A 19228-nucleotide genomic window follows, 5' to 3' on the forward strand; every position below is an offset into this window, starting at 1 on the left:
GAACGGCCGGGGGTGCTACAGATCAGCGCGCCTGCGGATCTTGTTGCCCAGCCACACCAGCGGGTCGTACTTGCGGTCCACCGCCCGCTCCTTCAGCGGGATCAGCGCATTGTCGGTGATCTTGATGCCCTCGGGGCAGACCTCCGTACAGCACTTGGTGATGTTGCAGTAGCCGAGCCCGTGCTCCTCCTGGGCCGTGCGCTTGCGGTCCAGGCCCGCCTCCGCCGCCGCGTCCAGCGGGTGCATGTCCAGCTCCGCGACCCGCATCAGGAAACGCGGACCGGCGAACACCTGCTTGTTCTCCTCGTGGTCGCGCACCACGTGGCAGGTGTCCTGGCACAGGAAGCACTCGATGCACTTCCTGAACTCCTGCGAGCGGTCCACGTCCACCTGCTGCATCCGGTACGCCCCCGGAGCCACCCCTTCCGGCGGCACGAAGGCCGGGACCTCGCGGGCCTTGCGATAGTTGAACGACACGTCCGTGACCAGGTCCCGGACGACCGGGAAGGCGCGCAGCGGGGTGACCGTGATCGTCTCGGCCCGGTCGAAGGTCGACATGCGCGTCATGCACATCAGCCGCGGCCGGCCGTTGACCTCCGCACTGCACGAGCCGCACTTGCCCGCCTTGCAGTTCCAGCGCACCGCCAGGTCCGAGGCCTGGGTGGCCTGGAGCCGGTGGACGATGTCCAGGACGACCTCGCCGTCGTGCACCTCGACGGTGAAGTCCCGCAGTTCCCCGCCTTCCGCGTCGCCCCGCCAGATCCGGAAGCTCGCGTCGTACGTACTCATTCGTACAGCTCCTCTTCGGCGAGGTACTTGACCAGCTCTTCCTTCTCGAAGAGCGCGAGCAGGTCGGGGCGGATGGGTTCCGTCCGGGTCCGGACGAGGGAGATCCGGTCGGCGGCCGGGTCCTCGGGCGCCGGGTCCACCGGACGGCACAGCAGGTTCACCGGGCGCCAGTCGCGCTCCATCGACGGGCAGTCCTCCCGGGTGTGCCCGCCGCGGCTCTCGGTGCGTTCCAGGGCCGCGCGGGCCACGCACTCGCTGACCAGCAGCATGTTCCGCAGGTCCAGGGCGAGGTGCCAGCCCGGGTTGAACTGCCGGTGCCCCTCGACCCCGGCCCGGGCCGCCCGTACGCGCAGGCCCGCCAGCTTCCGCAGAGCCTCGGCCATCTCGCCCTCGCGGCGGATGATCCCGACCAGGTCGTTCATGGTCGTCTGGAGCTCCTGGTGGAGCGTGTACGGGTTCTCCGCGCCCTCGGCGGCGTGGAACGGGGCCAGCGCCTCCGTCGCGGCCGCGTCGATCTCCGCCTGGGAGACCGCGGGCAGCGCTTCGGCGAGACCGCCGGCGTACTCTGCCGCGTGCAGGCCGGCCCGCCGCCCGAACACCAGCAGGTCGGAGAGGGAGTTACCGCCGAGCCGGTTCGAGCCGTGCATGCCGCCCGCGACCTCGCCCGCCGCGAACAGGCCCGGGACCCCGACCGTGGCCGCGGTCTCGGAGTCGACCGCGATCCCGCCCATCACGTAGTGGCAGGTCGGGCCGACCTCCATCGGCTCGGCGGTGATGTCCACGTCCGCCAGCTCCTTGAACTGGTGGTACATGGAGGGCAGCCGCCGTTTGATCCGCTCGGCCGGCATCCGGGTGGACACGTCCAGGAAGACCCCGCCGTGCGGGGAGCCGCGGCCCGCCTTGACCTCGGAGTTGATGGCCCGGGCCACCTCGTCGCGGGGGAGCAGCTCGGGCGGGCGCCGGTTGTGGTCCGGGTCCTCGTACCAGCGGTCGCCCTCCTCCTCGGACTCCGCGTACTTCTCCTTGAAGACGTCCGGGACGTAGTCGAACATGAACCGCTTGCCCTCGCTGTTGCGCAGCACCCCGCCGTCGCCGCGCACCGACTCGGTGACAAGGATGCCCTTGACCGAGGGCGGCCAGACCATGCCGGTCGGGTGGAACTGCACGAACTCCATGTTCAGCAGGGGCGCCCCGGCGAGCAGGGCCAGCGCGTGGCCGTCGCCCGTGTACTCCCAGGAATTGGACGTGGTCTTGAAGGACTTGCCGATCCCGCCCGTGGCCAGGACCACCGCCGGGGCCTCCAGGACGAAGAACCGGCCGGACTCGCGCTCGTAGCAGAAGGCCCCCGAGACCCTCTGCCCGTCCTTCAGGCTGCGATCTTTCAAGACCCGGGTGACCGTGCACTCCTGGAAGACCTTGAGCCGGGCCTCGTAGTCCCCGAACTCCTTGAAGTCCTCCTGCTGGAGCTGGACGATCTTCTGCTGGAGGGTGCGGATCAGCTCCAGGCCCGTCCGGTCGCCCACGTGCGCGAGGCGCGGGTACTCGTGCCCGCCGAAGTTGCGCTGGGAGATCTTCCCGTCCGGGGTGCGGTCGAAGAGCGCGCCCCAGGTCTCCAGCTCCCAGACCCGGTCCGGGGCCTCCTTCGCGTGGAGTTCCGCCATCCGCCACTGGTTCAGGAACTTCCCGCCGCGCATGGTGTCGCGGAAGTGCACCCGCCAGTTGTCGCCCTCGTTGACGTTTCCCATGGAGGCGGCGATCCCGCCCTCCGCCATCACCGTATGGGCCTTGCCGAAGAGGGACTTGCAGATCACGGCCGTACGCTTGCCCCGCTCGCGTGCCTCGATCGCGGCCCGCAGCCCGGCGCCGCCGGCACCGACCACGACCACGTCCCACTGCTGCCGGTCGACTTGAGCCATCTCAGAAGAACCTCGGATCGGTGAAGGTGCCACTGGCCAGCAGGTACACGTAGAAGTCGCACAGGGCGACGCTGATCAGCGAGGCCCACGCGAGCTGCATGTGGCGGGTGTTGAGCCGGCTGATCCAGCCCCACAGCCGGTAGCGCACCGGGTGCTTGGAGAAGTGGCGCAGGCGGCCGCCCATGATGTGCCGGCAGGAGTGGCAGGACAGCGTGTAGGCCCAGATCAGCGTGATGTTGACGAGGAACAGCAGCGTCCCGAGGCCCATGTGGCCCCACTCGTAGCGGTCGTTGCGGAAGGTCAGCGCCGTGTCGTACGTGAGGATGCCCGCGACCGGGAGCGCCGCGTAGAAGAAGTACCGGTGGATGTTCTGCAGGATCAGCGGGAAGCGGGTCTCGCCGGTGTACTTCGTGTGCGGCTCGGCGACGGCGCACGCGGGCGGCGAGGCCCAGAAGCCCCGGTAGTAGGCCTTGCGGTAGTAGTAGCAGGTCAGCCGGAAGCCGAGCGGGAAGATCAGGATCAGCAGGGCCGGGGAGAGGCCCCACCAGCTGCCGAACAGGTCCAGGTTGGGGCCGCCGCGCATCTCCTGGCAGTTCTCCGCGAGACACGGGGAGTAGAACGGGGAGACGTACGGGGCCGCGTAGTAGTCGGCGTTGGCGAAGGCCCGCCACGTCGAGTAGACGATGAAGGCGAGCAGTCCGGCCGCGGTGACGGCGGGGGCCAGCCACCACCGGTCGGTGCGCAGGTGCCGGGCGGCGATCGCGGCCCGGGACGCGTCGTGGACGCCGGTCAGCTGCCGGGGTGGTTCCGTGCCTGTGGCCAAAGGGGACTCCGGGTGGAGTGATGACGGGTGACCCACGAGGCCCAGCCGCGGACGGCTGGGCCTGGTGGGGTGCGGGGGTGCCGGCGCGTGCGGGGTGCGGGGCCGGGTACGCCAGGGTCAGGGTGCCCGGCGGTCGCGGGCGCCGAGACCCTCGTCGTCGACGTCCTTCCACAGCGAGCTGTCGTACGGGGCGTCCGGAACGGAGACCATCCCCTCCTGGCGTGGGGCCCGCGGGGTGTCCGGGGCCTGCCGGGCTGCGTCCTTGACGTCTCGCTCCAGCCGCTCGACCGAGCGGACCAGCTCGTTCAGGTTGCGTCGTACGGCGGTCAAATCGTCTTGCAGGGACATGACTTGCCCTCACTTCCGCTGGTTGCGGTGGCAACGCTCATGTGCGCCTGCGAGTGTCGCGCCTCCCGTCCCCCGTTGTGAAGGGACGTGCAGCGATTGCGGGCGCGCAGGCGCAATCTGTGCGCCCCTCCCTGCTCCCATTTTGATCCCTCTTCCGAGGGAACGCCCGTCCGTGACGCAAGTGGGATTGGTCCGCACGGGTGGGGTTCGCGGCGTGGCGAGGGCCGGCTGCGAGAGGTGCGGCGGGCGGTGGATTTCAGTGTGATGCGGCACCCAGTGTGATCAGCTCCATATACCGCCAAACGTGATCAAGCTGCCCCCTTTCACGCCCCGCCCCGGAGGTACCACCCATGTCCCAGAGAAGGCGCAGGTCCTTGGCGCTCCTGACCTCGGGAGTCCTCGCACTGCCGCTGCTCGCGGGCTGCGGCGCTGGTGACGACGAGGGCGGTCCCGTGGCCGCCGGCCAGGACATCGCGGCCACGACCCGCGACAAGGTCGCCGACGGCGGGGTGCTGCGCTGGGCCGTGGACAGCCTCCCGGACACCCTGAACACCTTCCAGGCCGATGCGGACGCCACCACCAACCGGATCGCCGGGGCGGTGCTGCCCCAGCTGTTCACGCTGGACGACAAGGGCCGGCCGGTGGCCAATCCGGACTACCTGGAGAAGGCCGCGGTCGTCGAGCGCGAGCCCAAGCAGGTCGTCCTGTACAAGCTGAACCAGCAGGCGGTGTGGAGCGACGGGCGCGAGATCGGCGCCGCCGACTTCGTGGCGCAGTGGCGGGCCCTGAGCGGCAAGGACTCCGCCTACTGGACGGCCCGCAACGCCGGATACGACCGGATCGAGAAGATCGAGCGCGGCAAGACCGACCTCGAGGTCAAGGTCACCTTCGCCAAGCCGTACACCGACTGGCGCTCCCTGTTCTCCCCGCTCTACCCCAAGCAGGTCACCGGCACCCCGGACGCCTTCAACGAGGGCGCCCGCGGCACCCTCAAGGTCACCGCCGGACCCTTCAACCTCGGAGCGATCGACAAGAAGACCGGCACCGCGGCGCTGACCCGCAACGCCCGCTGGTGGGGCCGGCCGGCCAAGCTGGACACGCTGGTCCTGACCGCAGTGCCGCGGGCCGAGCGCCCGGCCGCGCTGGCCGCAGGAAAGGTCGACCTGGCGGAGATCGACCGTGCCGGCGCCGACCGGATCGCGCTGGCCGGCCGGGACGCGGCGCATACCCCGGGCTCGGGCGGGCCCCCGGCGCACGGACCGGGCGCCTCGGTCACCCCGGCCGAGGCCACGCTGTCGTGGGCCATCGCGTACGGCGCCGACGAGGGCAAGGCGACGACGGAGCGGGAGAACCGGGCGCAGAACGGCGAGGCGGCGAAGAAGTACGCCGACGAGCAGTCGGCCCTGCGCGCCTTCACGGTCCGCAAGTCCCTGGAGCCGGCGTACACCCAGCTCGCCCTGAACGGGTCCGCCGGCCCGCTGGCCGACGAGCGGGTCCGGCGGGCGGTGGCCCGGGCCCTGGACCGCAAGGAATTGGCCGAGATCGTACTGAAGCCCCTGGGCCTGCCGGCGAAGCCGGTCGGCAGCCACGTGGCGCTGGCCGGGCAGCGGGCCTACGCGGACAACAGCGAAGCGCTCGGCGGCAAGGACGTCCACGCGGCCGAGGCCCTGCTCGCGGACGCGGGCTGGCGCCGGGGCGGCAAGCTCACCGAGCCGGTGGGCGCGAAGGCCGGCTCCGAGAACGCGGAGGACGGCCAGGACGACTCGAAGACCCCGTCGGGTCCGGGCACCGGCAACGACGGCCTCTACATCGTGGGCGAGACCGACGAGCGCAACGGCGACAGCCTGGACCGGCGGCTCCCGGCGGTCAGGTCCGCGATCAAGACGGGCGCGGAAACGCCCGGGCAGGGCGACCAGGGCGACCAGGGCGCCGGGAACGACCCCCTCGCCCAGGGCGGGCGCCTCTCCCCGGTACTGGCCGCGGCCCCCCTCGCGGACGAGCAGCGGGCCGCCCTCCTCGCCCAGGCCGAAGCCCTCGGCGCCGACGCCCCCGGCGCGGCGGCCCCGGCGGACGCCGCGGACACCGCCGACGACGCCAAGAGCGGCCCGGCCCGCGACGGGGCCGCCCCCGAGCCCGGCAGGACCGCGAGCAGCCCCAGCCCGGCGCCGGCCCCGGCCAAGCAGAGCCGCAACTCCGGAAACATGCTGGCCAAGGACGGCAAGGCGCTCTCCCTGCGCTTCGTCCTCCCGGCCGGCCCCGGCTCCGAGGCCCTGCGCACGGTCGGCGAGCGGATCGCCCAGATGCTCCAGAAGCTCGGCGTGCACACCGAGCTGACGAAGGTGGCCGACGAGAGCTTCTTCAAGGACCACATCGCCTCGGGCCAGTACGACCTGGCGCTCTACTCCTGGCCGGCGACGGCCTACCCGGCCACCGACGCCCGCCCCATCTTCGCCAAGCCGGAGCCGGCCGCCGACGGCTCGCTCCTCGTCGAACAGAACTACACACGGGTCGGCACCGACCACATCGACCAGCTCTTCGACCAGGCGCTCGGCGAGCTCGACGAGGAGGCCTCGCGCGAGCTGATGCGCAAGGCCGACGCCCGGATCTGGGCCGCCGCCGGCTCCATCCCGCTGTACCAGCGCCCCGAGCTGGTGGCCGCCAAGCCGAACCTGGCCAATGCCGGCGCCTTCGGCCTCGGAACCCCCCGTTTCCAGGACATCGGCTGGAAGAAGGCTCAAGCCGCCAAGGAAAAGCAGGAGAAGAAGAAGTGACAAAACGGGGCCAGACAGATTGAGCTTCGGCTCACAAGCTCAGATGTGACTCAAGTCGCTTGCCCGCCGGATCTCCGGCGGGCAAGGTCGTGTCATACCCATTGACCACGCCTGTTGACCCGCAGCAATCCCGCAGGACCCGAGGCCGGGACACCCCACCCCACACCCGGCCCTTCTCAGTCGTCCGGCCTCTTGACAGACCCCCCGGCGAGCGGTTCCCGCCACGCGACGTACGATGGGGTAAGGCCGTGGCAGGTTTTCCGCCCGGTCGAGGCGCGCGTGCCGGACCGTACGCGACGCCATCCACGATCCCGGGAGAAGCGCCGAAGTGCCCACGCGCCACGACATCCGTAACGTCGCCATCGTCGCCCACGTCGACCATGGCAAGACGACCATCGTCGATGCCATGCTCAAGCAGGCCGGTGCCTTCGCCGCCCACCAGCACCTCGACGACCGCATGATGGACTCGAACGACCTGGAGCGTGAGAAGGGCATCACGATCCTCGCCAAGAACACGGCGGTGAAGTATCACCCCAAGGACGGCGGGGCCCCGATCACGATCAACATCATCGACACCCCCGGCCACGCCGACTTCGGTGGTGAGGTCGAGCGCGGTCTGTCGATGGTGGACGCCGTCGTTCTGCTGGTGGACGCCTCCGAGGGTCCGCTGCCCCAGACCCGCTTCGTCCTGCGCAAGGCCCTGCAGGCGAAGATGCCGGTCATCCTCTGCATCAACAAGACGGACCGCCCGGACTCCCGGATCGACGACGTCGTCAACGAGACGTACGACCTCTTCCTGGACCTGGACGCGACCGAGGAGCAGATCGAGTTCCCGATCGTCTACGCCTGCGGCCGTGACGGCATCGCCTCGCTGACCAAGCCCGAGGACGGCACCGTCCCCGCGGACAGCGACAGCCTGGAGCCGTTCTTCTCCACCATCCTGGAGCACGTCCCCGCCCCGGTGTACGACGAGGAGGCCCCCCTCCAGGCCCACGTCACCAACCTGGACGCCGACAACTTCCTCGGCCGCATCGCGCTGCTCCGCGTCGAGCAGGGCGAGCTGCGCAAGGGCCAGACCGTCGCGTGGATCAAGCGTGACGGCAGCATGTCGAACGTCCGCATCACCGAGCTGATGATGACCGAGGCGCTCACCCGCAAGCCGGCCGAGGTGGCGGGCCCGGGTGACATCTGCGCGGTCGCCGGTATCCCCGACATCATGATCGGCGAGACCCTGGCCGACCCGGAGAACCCGGTCGCGCTGCCGCTGATCTCGGTCGACGAGCCGGCGATCTCCATGACCATCGGTACGAACACCTCGCCGCTGGTCGGCCGCGGCGGCACGGGCAAGGGCGCGGACGCGAAGTCCGCGGTCAAGGACCGCAAGGTCACCGCCCGCCAGGTCAAGGACCGCCTCGACCGCGAGCTGGTCGGTAACGTCTCGCTGCGCGTCCTCGACACCGAGCGTCCCGACGCCTGGGAGGTCCAGGGCCGTGGTGAGCTCGCGCTCGCCATCCTGGTCGAGCAGATGCGCCGCGAGGGCTTCGAGCTGACCATCGGCAAGCCGCAGGTCGTCACGCAGGAGATCGACGGCAAGGTCCACGAGCCGGTCGAGCGCATGACGATCGACGTGCCCGAGGAGCACATGGGTGCGGTCACGCAGCTCATGGGCATCCGCAAGGGCCGCATGGACAACATGTCGAACCACGGCTCCGGCTGGGTACGCATGGAGTTCGTCGTCCCGTCGCGCGGCCTCATCGGCTTCCGTACGGAGTTCCTGACCAACACCCGCGGTACGGGCATCGCCCACTCGATCCACGAGGGCCACGAGCCGTGGTTCGGCCAGCTGGTCACCCGCAACAACGGTTCGCTGGTCGCGGACCGCGCCGGTGCGGTCACGCCGTTCGCGATGATCAACCTGCAGGAGCGCGGCGTCCTGTTCACCGACCCCGGCACCGAGGTGTACGAGGGCATGATCGTCGGCGAGAACTCGCGCTCCGACGACATGGACGTGAACATCACCAAGGAGAAGAAGCTCACCAACATGCGTGCGGCTTCCGCGGACAACACGGAGAACGTGGTTCCGCCGCGCAAGCTCTCCCTGGAGCAGTCCCTGGAGTTCTGCCGCGACGACGAGTGCGTCGAGGTGACCCCGGAGGCCGTCCGCATCCGCAAGGTCGTCCTGGACCAGAAGGAGCGCTCGCGCACCGCGTCGCGCGCCAAGTCCGGCAAGTAACACCTGCGCAGTACGGCTCACAGCCCGGCCCCGCACGGATCTCCGTGCGGGGCCGGGCTTTTTCGTGCCCGCGGCGGCCAGGACAAAACCCGGGACAGCCGCCTCATGAATGCGGGACCGAATTCGACCATCCTGGCGGAGTCCGCTCATGCAGGGAAACGAATAGGAGTTGTCATGCCGCAGGTGGAGATCGAGTTCCCGGTACTGGCCGAGAACTGGCTGGCGATGGAGAACGTGCCGCGGATCGGCCGCGATTCGGCCGAGGAGCGCGCCTGGGTTCCCGCCTACTGGGCCACGCCCGCAGCCGCGTGAACCAAACACCGGGGAGGGTCCGTACGGGCCCTCCCCGGTCCTTTTTCCCGACCCCTTTCAGAATTCCCGTACCGGACGGTGTCTCGATGTCGCTTACTGCATCAATCAATGAAATGGACCGGGTCGGCCATGCCGACGAGATGCTGGTGGGCGACCGCCGGTTCGGCGACTCCCGGGCGATCGAGGAGCGCAATGCGGCCCGTTTCGTCCTCGGGCTCGAACTGCTGGCGCTCAAGGACGAGCGGCACGCGGAGACCTTGCGGCGCATGTCCCGCTCGCCCCGTGAGCAGCTCCTCCCGCTGCTCGGCGACCCCGTGCTGCGCAATGCCTTCGAGGACGACATGGTCAAGCTGGAGAACGGCCTCCAGGACGGCTTCGGCCTGGGCGCGCTGGCGGCGAGGATCCCGCCGGACCCCGCGCACATGGGGCCCTGCGAGCGGATGGCCACCCCGCACGTCCGCCCGTGGCCGGCGTACGGGTCCGCCTGGCTGTGGACGGAGATGAGCCCCGCCGACCGCGTCCCGGGCAAGCTCGCGGCGCGGCTGCGCACGCTGTACGACGGCAGCATCGAGGGCGGCCCGGCCGCGGACCCCGTCGTCCCGAACCCCGACATGTGCCGCCGGCTCGCGCAGGGCGCCGACCTGCTGACGCGGCTGCTGCCCCGGGTCGGGTCCAGCGTGCTGCGGCACGTCTCCGTGGTCGGCTTCACCCGCGGAGAGTCCGCGGACGGGCCCCTGCAGTCCCTCTCGGGCGGCGATCCGCTGCCGTCGGCGATCCTGATGGCCCCGGAGCGCCTGGCCGACCCGTGGACGGTCGCGGAGACCCTGCTGCACGAGAGCGTGCACCTCAAGCTGTTCGACGCCCTGCGCTCGGATGCCCTGCTGACCGACCCCGACCACTTCGCGCCGATCCCGTGGCGGCAGACGCCCTGGCGGCTCGTACGGGTCCTGGTGGCGCTCCACTTCTACGTGCACCTGCTGGTGTTCCAGGAGGCCGCCCGCAACGCCGGCCCGGACCTGCGGGCGGAATTCGGCGAGCCGCCCGCGGGGGAGGTCATCGACGAGGTGAGCCCCGCTACCGAGGCGGCCCGCGAGGGCACCTTCGGCACCAGCCTGGAGCGCGCCCGCTACCTGGCCGGGTACGTGCTCGGCCTCCCGGAGGACCGGCTGACCGCGGCCGGCCGGCAGTTCATGCGGTGGCTCCTCGATGCGCTCGCCCTGCTGGGCGAGGACTTCGCCCTGCCCGCGCCGCCGCCGGCGCCCGCACCCCCCGCCGATGCCCCGGCCGCACCCTGGCCCCGCCCGCCGCACGCCGTGGTGCGCCGCACCGCCACGGCCCTGGCCCGGCCGCTGCCGGAGTGGGGCGAACTGCTGCTGGCGAACACCCGGACCGGCGCGCTGCACTGGCTCAACGCGCACTCCTGGCTGATCTATTCGCTGTGCGACGGCCGCGAGGTGGGCTCCGTACGGGACGAATACCGCCGCAGGTCCGGTGTCGACGCCGCCACCGCGCAGGTCCATGTGGACGCCTCCCTTTCCGAATTGACGGCGTCCGGCCTCGTCCTGTGAGAAAACCCGGGACAACTCAAGGACATTCGAATCAGGAATCCGGGACAGCTGCCGGGTGATGATTCACCTGTTCCTGATCGAAGAAAACAAGGAGAAGAACATGTCTGTTTCCACGGCTCCGGCGGTTTCCCGTGAATTCGTCGCCGACGACTTCGACCTCGATGTGCGCATCGACGTGAGCGCCGAAATCGAGACCATCGAGGGAAGCTTCAGCAACTGGAACACCTGCAAGGGCACGTGCGTCCTGTCGTGCGTCAGCTCCTCGATCGGGAAGTGCAAGTAGCAATCAGCCGATCAGCTGCGGCCCGCCCGAAAGGGCGGGCCGCCTTGGCTCACGTACAAGGTGGTCTGAATGTCCGGCGAACGCGTATTCGTCATCTCTCCGCGGAAAAGCGGAACTCATCTGGTGCAGGAGCTGCTCGTGCGGCTCGGCTATCGCGTCTACGGCGAACCGGTGCCGCCGGCCGCCGGCCGCCCCGCGTTCAGCATCAATGAGCGGCTCGACATGGCGGCGCGATTCCTGGATCCCGCCGAGTTCGATGCGCTCGACCACCGGCGGGACCGGGACGGGTTCATCCGCACGACCGACCAGGTCTGGCTCCAGCTGGCGTGGGCCTGGCAGACGCGGCTGGCCGTGGCGCCGCTGTCCCACGTGGAGGCGATCGCGCCCGAGGCGCACTTCGGTGTGAAGATGCGGCCGGAGATCTGGACCGCCCCGTTCTCCTCCACGCCGCCCGGTGTGAGCTGGATCTTCCACTCGGCGGACGTATGGCGGATGGACAACACGTTCCTCGCCGAATGGACCAACTCCGGTTCGCCCAAGGTCATCCTGAACTACCGCGACCCCCGGGACGTCCTGGTCTCGCTCGTCGACTTCCTGTCCAAGAAGAACGGGCTCACGTTCCAGCGGTACCCGGAGTCGGCGATCTTCGGACCGATCATGGAGTCGATCCAGGACTACGGCGACAAACTGGACTACGCGCTGTCCGACCCGCAGATGCCCCTGCTGTCGGACTTCGAGTCGGCCATCAGCTTCCTCCGTCATCCGAACGTCTGCTGCGTCTCCTTCGAGGAGCTCGTCGGCCCGCAGGGCGGCGGCAGCCGCGCCGCGCAGCTCGACGCCGTCCGGCGCGTGGCCGCATGGGTGGGCCAGGACGTCGACGCCGAATCCGTGGCGGACTCGATCTTCAACCCGAAGTCCTTCACCCTGAACAAGGGACGTGCCGGGCGCTGGCGGGAGAAGTTCACCCCCGGTCACGTAGAGCGGTTCGACGCCCGGTTCGGCCACCTGCTCGACACGTTCGGATACGAGCGATGAGCACTTCGGCCCCGGCGGCGGAGCTGCTGGACCGCAGCCTGGCGGCCGAGGTGCGGCACACGGCGGCGATGATCTCCTCCCGCCTCGCCGACCCCGGATACGTCGCCGACCGGGTGGCCGCGTCGGTCCCGGATCCCAATACGCCCGGTCCACGTGATGCGAGCTCGCTGCTCGTGGGCGACGCGGGAATCGCCCTGCTCCTGCGCATGGCCGCGCAGGCCCACCCCGATACGGCCGTCCGGTGGCGGAATGCCGCCCACCAGGCGCTGACCCGGGCGGTGCGGAGCACCCACGCCAAGCCCCTGACGAGGCCGGGCATCGCCGCCGGATCGGCCGGTCTCGCGCTGGCGCTCTCCGAGTTCGCGGCCGACGACCACCGCTACCGGCGCCCGCTCGCAGGACTGCTCGGCCTGCTCGCACACCAGATGCAGGTGCGGGGCGGGAAGGTGGTCGACGGACGGGCGCGCTTCGACGACTACGACGCCCTGGAGGGCGCGTCCGGCGTCCTGGGCTTCCTGCTGACGGTGCCCCGGCCGGACGCCGCGGTGCGCGAATGCGTCGGGGAGCTCATCGACGCGCTCGTGCGGTTCTGCACCCCGGCCCGGGACGGGGCGGAGTCCCGCTGGACCATCCCGCCGGAGCACTATCCGCTGCCCGAGTACGAGGCCGAGTACCCGGACGGATACGTCAATCTGGGCCTCGCGCACGGTGTTCCCGGACCGCTCGCCGCGCTGGCCCTCGCCTGGCGGTCCGGCCACCGCCGCCCCGGCATGCGGGAGGCCGTCGACCGGGCGGTGGGCCTGTTCGAGTCGGCGGCCGTGCCGGACGGCTTCGGCACGAACTGGCCCAACGGTGTCCCGCTGGCTGCGGACGGCAGCCGCCTCACGGCCGCCCATCCGTCGCGGACGGCCTGGTGCTACGGAGCCCCGGGCATCGCCGCCGCCCTTCTCGCCACGGCGGACTCGCTCGCCGACGGAGGCCTGCGGGCCGTAGCCGTCGGCGCGTTCGAAGGAGCCCTGCGAAGGGCCGAAGCCGAACTGGACGCCCTGTCGCCCACGCTCTGCCACGGGCTGGCGGGCCTGCTCGCCCTCTGCGAGGTGTTCGCCCGCACGACGGACAGCGCCGTGGCCCGGGCCTTCCTCCCCGTACTCACGGAGCGCCTGCTCGCGCACTGCCGGGACGACCTGCCGTTCGGCGTGCAGAACCACGAACGACCAGGCCTGCGGATCGACAACCCGGACTTCCTGTGCGGCGCGGCCGGAGTCGCCGCCGCGCTGTGGACCGTCTCAGCGCCCGTCTCCCGGCGCTGGCAGCGGGCTCTGCTCATCGCCTGACCGACCTGCGGAAAGTAGTGACCGAATGACACGGCCGAGCGGCAGTTCGCCGAAAGACCACGATGCCCTGTACACGCCGGCGGGGTTCTTCCTCGTCCGTACGCCGACCCTGCCGGTGGACCCGTACCTCCGCGCGCTCGACGGTACGGGCCGCGGTGCCCGGGAGCTGCTGCGGGAGCTGGCGGACCGCCCCCTGGTGCGTCGGGCGCTGCGGGCGGCGAGCCACACGCTGGCGGACGACCTCGACCGGCTCGCCCCGGGCGCGACGGGCAGGGCCGCCGACCGGGTGCACGGCTCGCTCCTGCGCTACGTCTCCAGGATGAGCACCCGGTCCACCCCGTACGGCCTGTTCGCACAGGTGGCGGCGGGGGAGTTCGGTGAGGACACCACCCTCGCGCGGACCGGGGAACGGCCGGCCGCCACGAGGACGCGCGCGGACACGGGCTGGCTCCTCGAGCTGATCAAGGAGATGGAGGGCGACCCGGCGCTGCGGGGCGAACTGACCGTGGTGGTGAACCCGCTGCTCCGGCGAGGCGCCGACCGCCTGACCCTGCCCCCGAACCGCGGTGACGGGAAGCCGGAACGGCAGTCGGCCAGTGTCCGTGCCACGCCCGCCGTGGACACCGTCCTCGCCCTCGCCGCCGCAGGCCCCCGCTGGACGGAGCTCTCCGCCCGGGCCGGCCGGGAGTTCCCCGGTGTGCCTCCGCAGAAGATCACCGCGCTGCTGGAACGGCTGTGGGAGCTGGGCATGCTGACCAGCGATCTGAGGCCGGCCATGACGGACCCCTGTCCGGAGCAGGCCGTCCTCGACCGTCTGGACGGACTGCCCGGCGCCGGCCGCTACCGCAGTGCCCTCCGGCGGACCCGCGAGCTCGCCGCGGCGGCCGACCTCGCGCCACCGGAACAGGCCGACCGCCGCTCGGCGGAACTGGGGGAGCACCAGCGGTCGGTGGTGCCCGCGCACACGGCGAGCCCGTACCACGTGGACGCCCGGCTCGACCTGGCCGGTGCCACCCTCGGCTCCCAGGTCGCCGCCGCGGCGGCCGAAGCCGCCGAGGTGCTGTTGCGACTGGGGCACGCCCCGGGCCGGCCGCACCACCTGGCCGTCTACCACCGGGAGTTCCTCCGGCGCTACGGCGTCGGAGCGGAGGTGCCCGTACTGGACCTGCTCAGTCCGGAGACCGGCCTCGACGCACCCGAGACGTACGAGTTCCCCGCCCGCGAGCTGCCCTTCGAGCCGTTCCCCGCCCGGCAGCCCGTACACCGGGAGCAGGCACTCGCGGCGCTCGTGACCGAGGCCCTGCACCAGGGGCGTCGCGAGGTGGAGATCACGGACGAGTTCCTGGACGCGTGGAAGCCGGTGGACGAGGGCGGCTCCGGCCCGGGCCTCAAGCCCTCGCTGGACGTCATGGGCCAGATCGCGGCGGAGTCGGTGGAGCAACTCGACCGGGGGAACTGGAGGTTCGTGCTCCAGCCGGCTGCCATGCGCGACGGCGGAGGATTCGGGGGACGGTTCTTCGACCTCCTCGGCGAGGGGTTCCGCAAGCGCCTCCACGAACTGGCCGCCGCCGAGGAGGCACTCTGCCCCGACACCGTCTTCGCCGAGCTGGACTACACCCACCTGGAGGCGCGGAGGGGCAACATCGCCATCCACCCCACGCTCCGGAGCCATGAGATCTGCGTCAACACCCGGCCCACGGGAGGCGGAGTGCGCCGGATCGCCCTCTCCGACGTGCTGGTGGGCGCCACCGAGGAGCGCTTCTACCTCAGGTCCGCACGGCTCGACCGCGAGCTCAAGGTCACCCAGAGCCACCTCGTCAACGTGAGTGCCGCACCCAATGCGTGCCGCTTCCTCGTGGAGGTGTCCGAGGACGGCTGGGCGCCGCACGCCGAGTTCACCTGGGGCGCCCTGGACCACGTGCCGTACCTGCCCCGGGTGACCCGGGGGCGCCTCGTGCTCAAGCCCGCACGGTGGCGCTTCGGCCCCGGCACCCACGGCTTCCCCGGGGACTGCGCCGAGCCGACCGGGGACGGGGCGCGGTTCTTCGACGCCTTCCAGGCCTGGCGGACCACCTGGCAGGTGCCCCGCCGGGTCCACCTCTCGCTGTACGACCGCAGGCTCTTCCTCGACCTGGAGAACCCCGTGTGCGTGGACGAGATCCGGCGGGAGCTGCGCGCCGACGGCGGCACGGGTCCACGGGGCGGGCTCGTGCTGGAGGAGGAGGTGCAGGGTTCCGCGTCCTGGCTGCGCGACGCCGACGGCCGCTCGTACGCGAACGAGATCGTCGTGCCGCTGCTGGCCCGCAAGACCGCGGTGGCGCGGTCCCTCCCGGTGGCCCCCGCCGACGCGGCCGCTGCCGACCGGGAGCTCGCCGCCGCGCCCGCACACGCCAGGCAGCAGAGCGCGGGGGGCGACTGGAGCCATGTGAAGCTCTACGCCGCCACCGCACGGCACGAGGACATCCTCACGGGCCGGCTGCCGGACCTCGTCCGGGAGCTGCGCGCGGACGGGCTGATCGACCGCTGGTTCTACATCCGGTACGCCGATCCGCACCCCCACCTGCGCGTGCGGGTGCGGCGCGCCCCCGGGGCGGATCCCGCCGCCGCCCTGGTGCGGCTCGTCGGCTGGGCGAAGGCACTGGTCGACGAGGGGCCGGCCAGGGATCTCGCCGTGGTCTCCTACGACCGCGAGCTGGAACGCTACGGGGGCGCGGCGGCCATGGAGGCCGTGGAGGCCGCCTTCGAAGCGGGCAGTGACACGGCGACCGCCCTGGTGGGCCTGCTCCGCGCCCGGCCCGGCCTGGACCCCGAGGTGGCCAACGCGTTCGCCCTGGACGCGTTCTACGGCCAGTGGGGGACCGGTCCGGATCCGGAGCGCGTACGGCACGGCATCGCCGCCGACACCCGGGAGCGGTTCCGTACGGTGCGGGCCACCCTCTGCGACCTGATCAGCCCGTGGGACGTGCGCCCCGACCCGCTCGCCCGGCAGTGGGCTGCCGACCTGGCAGCGGCCCTGGCCGTCCAGGCCCGCGCGGTGTCCGGGGCGGGCCGGCTCGTCCGCGCGCTGGCCGACTCCGGCCGGCTGATCGGCACGGAGCCGGAGATCCGCGAGAGCCTCGCGCACATGCAGACCAACCGGGTTCTCGGGATCGACCGGGACCGGGAGCAGCGGTGCCACGACTTCAGGGCGCTCGCGCTGCGCGCCGTCCGGGGCCGGCCGTGACGGGGCCGTGGCGGCGGGTCCTGGGGCTGCTGTGGGACATCAGCCCGCGCCAGGTGCTGGCCCTCGGCGCCGCTTCCGTGGCCGCCGCGGTGCTTCCGGCGGTCCAGGTGTACGTCACCGCGCTCACGGTCCAAGCCGTCGTGGACGCGTCGTCCGGCGGCGGGCCGGCGGGCCCGGTGGGCGGGCCCGCCGGCCCGGCACTCACGGGGGCCGCGTGCCTGGCCGGGCTCGCGGTCGCCGGCCACGTCCTGTCCGTCTTCGAGGCGTACCACGAGGCGCTGCTCCGCAGCAGGCTCCCCGACGCCGTCGGGCTGACGATCATGGAGAAGGCGACGCGCCTGTCCCTCCCGCAGTTCGAGGACGCCGACACGTACGACAGCCTGCAACGCGCCACGCGCGAGGCGCTGTTCCGGCCGCTCCAGGTGTTCTTCCAGCTGCTGGCGTTCGGGGCGGCCGCGGTGTCCTTCGTATCGGTCGGGGCGGTGCTGCTGCGCGCGAGCGTCCCCGTCGCCCTCGCCATCTGCCTCGCGCCGCTTCCCTCCGCCCTGGTCGGCCTCCATTTCAGCCGCCGGACCCACGCCGTGCAGCACGCGCGGGCGGAGGGCCGCCGGCGCCTGGTCTACCTGGAGCACCTGCTCACCAACGACCAGACGTACAAGGAGACGCGGCTCTTCGGCCTGGTGCCGCTGTTCCTCGGGCGCTCGAGGGCGCTGGTCGAGGAGTTCTACGCGACCGACCGGGACATCGAGCGGCGGCAGGCGCTCTCCACCGGGCTGTTCGGCCTGCTCAGTGCGGCCGCCACCGCCGTGGCGCTCGTGCTGGCGGTGCGCAGCGCCCTGCACACCGGGCAGGTGGGGGTGCTCGCCGGGTACATCGCCGGCATCGCCCTGATCCAGGCCTCGGTGAAGGGCCTGTTCGCGAGCGGTGTGCAGCTCTACGAGAACCACCTCTTCCTCGGCAACCTGTTCTCCTTCCTGGAAATGGAGGAGGCTCCGGCCGAGGCGGGCGGACCGGCCCTGCCGCCCGTGCTGCGACGGGGCATCGAGTTCCGCAACGTCTCGTTCCGCTACCCCGGAGCGAGCAGGGCGGTCCTCGACGGCGTGTCCTTCACCGTGCCCGCGGGCTCCTGCGTGGCACTGGTCGGCAGGAACGGGGCGGGCAAGTCCACCCTGCTCAAGCTCCTGACCCGGTTCTACGAGCCGACGGGCGGGGCCATCCTCATCGACGGCCGCCCGATCGCCGACTACGCGCTCGGCGAGCTCAGGGACGGCATCGGGATGATCTTCCAGGACTACCAGCAGTACGAGGCCCCGGCCCGGGAGAACATCGGCTTCGGCGAGCTGTCCGCACTGGCCGACGACCGCCGCATCCGGGAAGCCGCCAGCACCGCCGGGGCGCTGGAATTCCTGGACGAGCTCCCCCGCGGGCTCGACACGACCCTCGGCCGCTGGTTCCCCGGCGGGCGCCAGCTCTCCGGCGGACAGTGGCAGAAGGTGGCCCTGGCCCGAGCCGTCGTCCGCAAGGCTCCGATCATGATCCTCGACGAGCCCACGGCCGCCGTCGACGCCGCCTCGGAGGCGGAGGTCTTCGACGTCCTGCGCCGGGTGCACGACCGGGCCACCTCGCTGCTCGTGGCCCACCGGTTCTCCGCCGTCAGGACCGCGGACCACATCGTCGTCATCGACGAGGGCCGCGTGCTGGAACAGGGCTCGCACGAGGACCTCATGGAATCCGGCGGCCTGTACTGCTCCCTCTTCGACCTGCAGGCGGCCGGCTACCAGTGAGGCCCGTGGCGCGGCCGCTGCCCCGAGGCCGCCTGAGCGGCCTCGGGGCAGCCGCTCAGCGGGTCTGGCCGAACCCGGCGTCCCGTGCGAAGACGATGGCCTGGGAGCGGCCGTTCGCGCCGATCTTCGCGAAGATGGCCGAGACGTGGTTGCGAACCGTCTTGTCGGCCACGGTCAGGGCCCTGGCGATCCGGGGGTTGTCGTAGCCCCGCGCCACCAGGTCGAGGATCTCGCGCTCCCGCCGGGTGAGCGCGGGCAGCGGATCCCGGCCCGCGTCGCGGGCGGGGGAGTCGAGCAGCCCGGCGAACAGGCGGGCGGCGGCCGCGCTCGCGACCATGAACCCGTTGGCCACCATGTGCACGGCGTCGCGTACGTCATGCGATCCGGCGTCCTTGGCCACGTACCCCCGTACGCCTGCCCGCAGCGCCGACTTCAGCAGCTGCTCGTCGTCCCCGCGGCCGGTCATCCCCAGGAGCCGGGTGCGGTCCGACTCCGTGAGCAGGGTCCGGCAGGTCTCGAGGGAGGAGGAACCCGGCAGGTCCAGGTCCATGAGGAGCACGTCGGGCGCCGAGGACCTGACGAGGGACAGGACCTGGCCGGCCTCTCCCGTCTCGGCGACGACCTGGATGCCCGCCGCGCCGTCGAGCGCGAGACGGATGCCGGCCCGCAGGAGCGGATGGCGCTCCACGAGTGCGACACGAAGGGGTACGGGGCCGGGCGCAGACTTGGTCATGAATGCAACTCCGTTGTGACGTCGGTACGTACGCGGAGCATGCGGACGGGGTGCTAGCGGCAAACTAGTGACCGGT

General features: G+C 71.6%; 14 protein-coding genes. 9 read left to right on the forward strand and 5 right to left on the reverse strand.

The features are described from left to right. Nucleotides 1–15: 15 nt before the first annotated feature. The 4 genes from ACZ5WG_RS01405 to ACZ5WG_RS01420 all read right to left on the reverse strand — a co-directional run bounded on the left by ACZ5WG_RS01405 (nucleotide 16) and on the right by ACZ5WG_RS01420 (nucleotide 3876). Nucleotides 16–789, reverse strand: a complete 774-nt coding sequence (locus ACZ5WG_RS01405; protein ID WP_468719801.1) for a succinate dehydrogenase/fumarate reductase iron-sulfur subunit — start codon at nucleotides 787–789, stop codon at nucleotides 16–18. Beyond that, nucleotides 786–2705 carry a fumarate reductase/succinate dehydrogenase flavoprotein subunit gene (locus ACZ5WG_RS01410; RefSeq protein ID WP_468719803.1) on the reverse strand — a complete coding sequence of 640 codons (1920 nt, stop codon included), beginning with the start codon at nucleotides 2703–2705 and terminating at the stop codon, nucleotides 786–788. Before ACZ5WG_RS01410 ends, ACZ5WG_RS01405 begins: the two co-directional genes overlap by 4 nt. Before the next feature lies 1 nt (nucleotide 2706). Further along, nucleotides 2707–3528, reverse strand: a complete 822-nt coding sequence (locus ACZ5WG_RS01415; RefSeq protein ID WP_468719805.1) for a hypothetical protein — start codon at nucleotides 3526–3528, stop codon at nucleotides 2707–2709. Nucleotides 3529–3645: 117 nt separating this feature from the next. Then, entirely contained in the window at nucleotides 3646–3876 is a 231-nt protein-coding gene (locus tag ACZ5WG_RS01420) for a hypothetical protein (RefSeq protein WP_468719806.1), read from the reverse strand. Between the two features lie 350 nt (nucleotides 3877–4226). On the opposite strand from ACZ5WG_RS01420, the gene ACZ5WG_RS01425 reads away from it, so the two are divergent. The 9 genes from ACZ5WG_RS01425 to ACZ5WG_RS01465 all read left to right on the forward strand — a co-directional run bounded on the left by ACZ5WG_RS01425 (nucleotide 4227) and on the right by ACZ5WG_RS01465 (nucleotide 18419). Then, entirely contained in the window at nucleotides 4227–6647 is a 2421-nt protein-coding gene (locus ACZ5WG_RS01425) for an ABC transporter family substrate-binding protein (protein ID WP_468719808.1), read from the forward strand. A 328-nt stretch (nucleotides 6648–6975) separates the two neighbouring features. After that, nucleotides 6976–8880, forward strand: a complete 1905-nt coding sequence (gene typA / locus ACZ5WG_RS01430; RefSeq protein ID WP_468719810.1) for a translational GTPase TypA — start codon at nucleotides 6976–6978, stop codon at nucleotides 8878–8880. 174 nt (nucleotides 8881–9054) lie between these two features. Next, nucleotides 9055–9192 (forward strand): hypothetical protein, encoded by a 138-nt coding sequence (locus tag ACZ5WG_RS01435; RefSeq protein ID WP_468719812.1) that lies wholly within the window; start codon nucleotides 9055–9057, stop codon nucleotides 9190–9192. Nucleotides 9193–9278: 86 nt separating this feature from the next. Next, on the forward strand, nucleotides 9279–10760 hold the full coding sequence (locus tag ACZ5WG_RS01440) for a PqqD family protein (protein ID WP_468719813.1): 1482 nt from the start codon (nucleotides 9279–9281) through the stop codon (nucleotides 10758–10760). Between the two features lie 100 nt (nucleotides 10761–10860). After that, nucleotides 10861–11043 (forward strand): hypothetical protein, encoded by a 183-nt coding sequence (locus ACZ5WG_RS01445; RefSeq protein ID WP_468719815.1) that lies wholly within the window; start codon nucleotides 10861–10863, stop codon nucleotides 11041–11043. Between the two features lie 123 nt (nucleotides 11044–11166). Further along, entirely contained in the window at nucleotides 11167–12078 is a 912-nt protein-coding gene (locus ACZ5WG_RS01450; RefSeq protein ID WP_468719817.1) for a sulfotransferase family protein, read from the forward strand. Beyond that, nucleotides 12075–13412 (forward strand): lanthionine synthetase C family protein, encoded by a 1338-nt coding sequence (locus ACZ5WG_RS01455; protein ID WP_468719818.1) that lies wholly within the window; start codon nucleotides 12075–12077, stop codon nucleotides 13410–13412. The genes ACZ5WG_RS01450 and ACZ5WG_RS01455 overlap by 4 nt, the downstream gene beginning before the upstream one ends. Before the next feature lie 25 nt (nucleotides 13413–13437). Beyond that, nucleotides 13438–16635, forward strand: coding sequence for a lantibiotic dehydratase (locus ACZ5WG_RS01460; RefSeq protein WP_468719820.1), 3198 nt, complete (start codon nucleotides 13438–13440; stop codon nucleotides 16633–16635). After that, nucleotides 16632–18419 carry an ABC transporter ATP-binding protein gene (locus tag ACZ5WG_RS01465; protein ID WP_468719822.1) on the forward strand — a complete coding sequence of 596 codons (1788 nt, stop codon included), beginning with the start codon at nucleotides 16632–16634 and terminating at the stop codon, nucleotides 18417–18419. The genes ACZ5WG_RS01460 and ACZ5WG_RS01465 overlap by 4 nt, the downstream gene beginning before the upstream one ends. 55 nt (nucleotides 18420–18474) lie before the next feature. Here ACZ5WG_RS01465 and ACZ5WG_RS01470 read toward each other — a convergent pair whose 3' ends face one another. Further along, nucleotides 18475–19152 (reverse strand): LuxR C-terminal-related transcriptional regulator, encoded by a 678-nt coding sequence (locus ACZ5WG_RS01470; protein ID WP_468719823.1) that lies wholly within the window; start codon nucleotides 19150–19152, stop codon nucleotides 18475–18477. Between the last annotated feature and the right edge of the window lie 76 nt (nucleotides 19153–19228).

It is taken from the genome of Streptomyces sp. NPDC032745, from assembly GCF_055579465.1.

Coding starts and splice junctions, on each gene's coding strand:
- ACZ5WG_RS01460 (WP_468719820.1), top strand. CDS start 13,438: ATGACACGGCCGAGCGGCAGTTCGCCGAAAGACCACGATGCCCTGTAC.
- ACZ5WG_RS01435 (WP_468719812.1), top strand. CDS start 9,055: ATGCCGCAGGTGGAGATCGAGTTCCCGGTACTGGCCGAGAACTGGCTG.
- ACZ5WG_RS01445 (WP_468719815.1), top strand. CDS start 10,861: ATGTCTGTTTCCACGGCTCCGGCGGTTTCCCGTGAATTCGTCGCCGAC.
- ACZ5WG_RS01405 (WP_468719801.1), bottom strand. CDS start 789: ATGAGTACGTACGACGCGAGCTTCCGGATCTGGCGGGGCGACGCGGAA.
- ACZ5WG_RS01410 (WP_468719803.1), bottom strand. CDS start 2,705: ATGGCTCAAGTCGACCGGCAGCAGTGGGACGTGGTCGTGGTCGGTGCC.
- ACZ5WG_RS01425 (WP_468719808.1), top strand. CDS start 4,227: ATGTCCCAGAGAAGGCGCAGGTCCTTGGCGCTCCTGACCTCGGGAGTC.
- ACZ5WG_RS01455 (WP_468719818.1), top strand. CDS start 12,075: ATGAGCACTTCGGCCCCGGCGGCGGAGCTGCTGGACCGCAGCCTGGCG.
- ACZ5WG_RS01420 (WP_468719806.1), bottom strand. CDS start 3,876: ATGTCCCTGCAAGACGATTTGACCGCCGTACGACGCAACCTGAACGAG.
- ACZ5WG_RS01440 (WP_468719813.1), top strand. CDS start 9,279: ATGTCGCTTACTGCATCAATCAATGAAATGGACCGGGTCGGCCATGCC.
- ACZ5WG_RS01470 (WP_468719823.1), bottom strand. CDS start 19,152: ATGACCAAGTCTGCGCCCGGCCCCGTACCCCTTCGTGTCGCACTCGTG.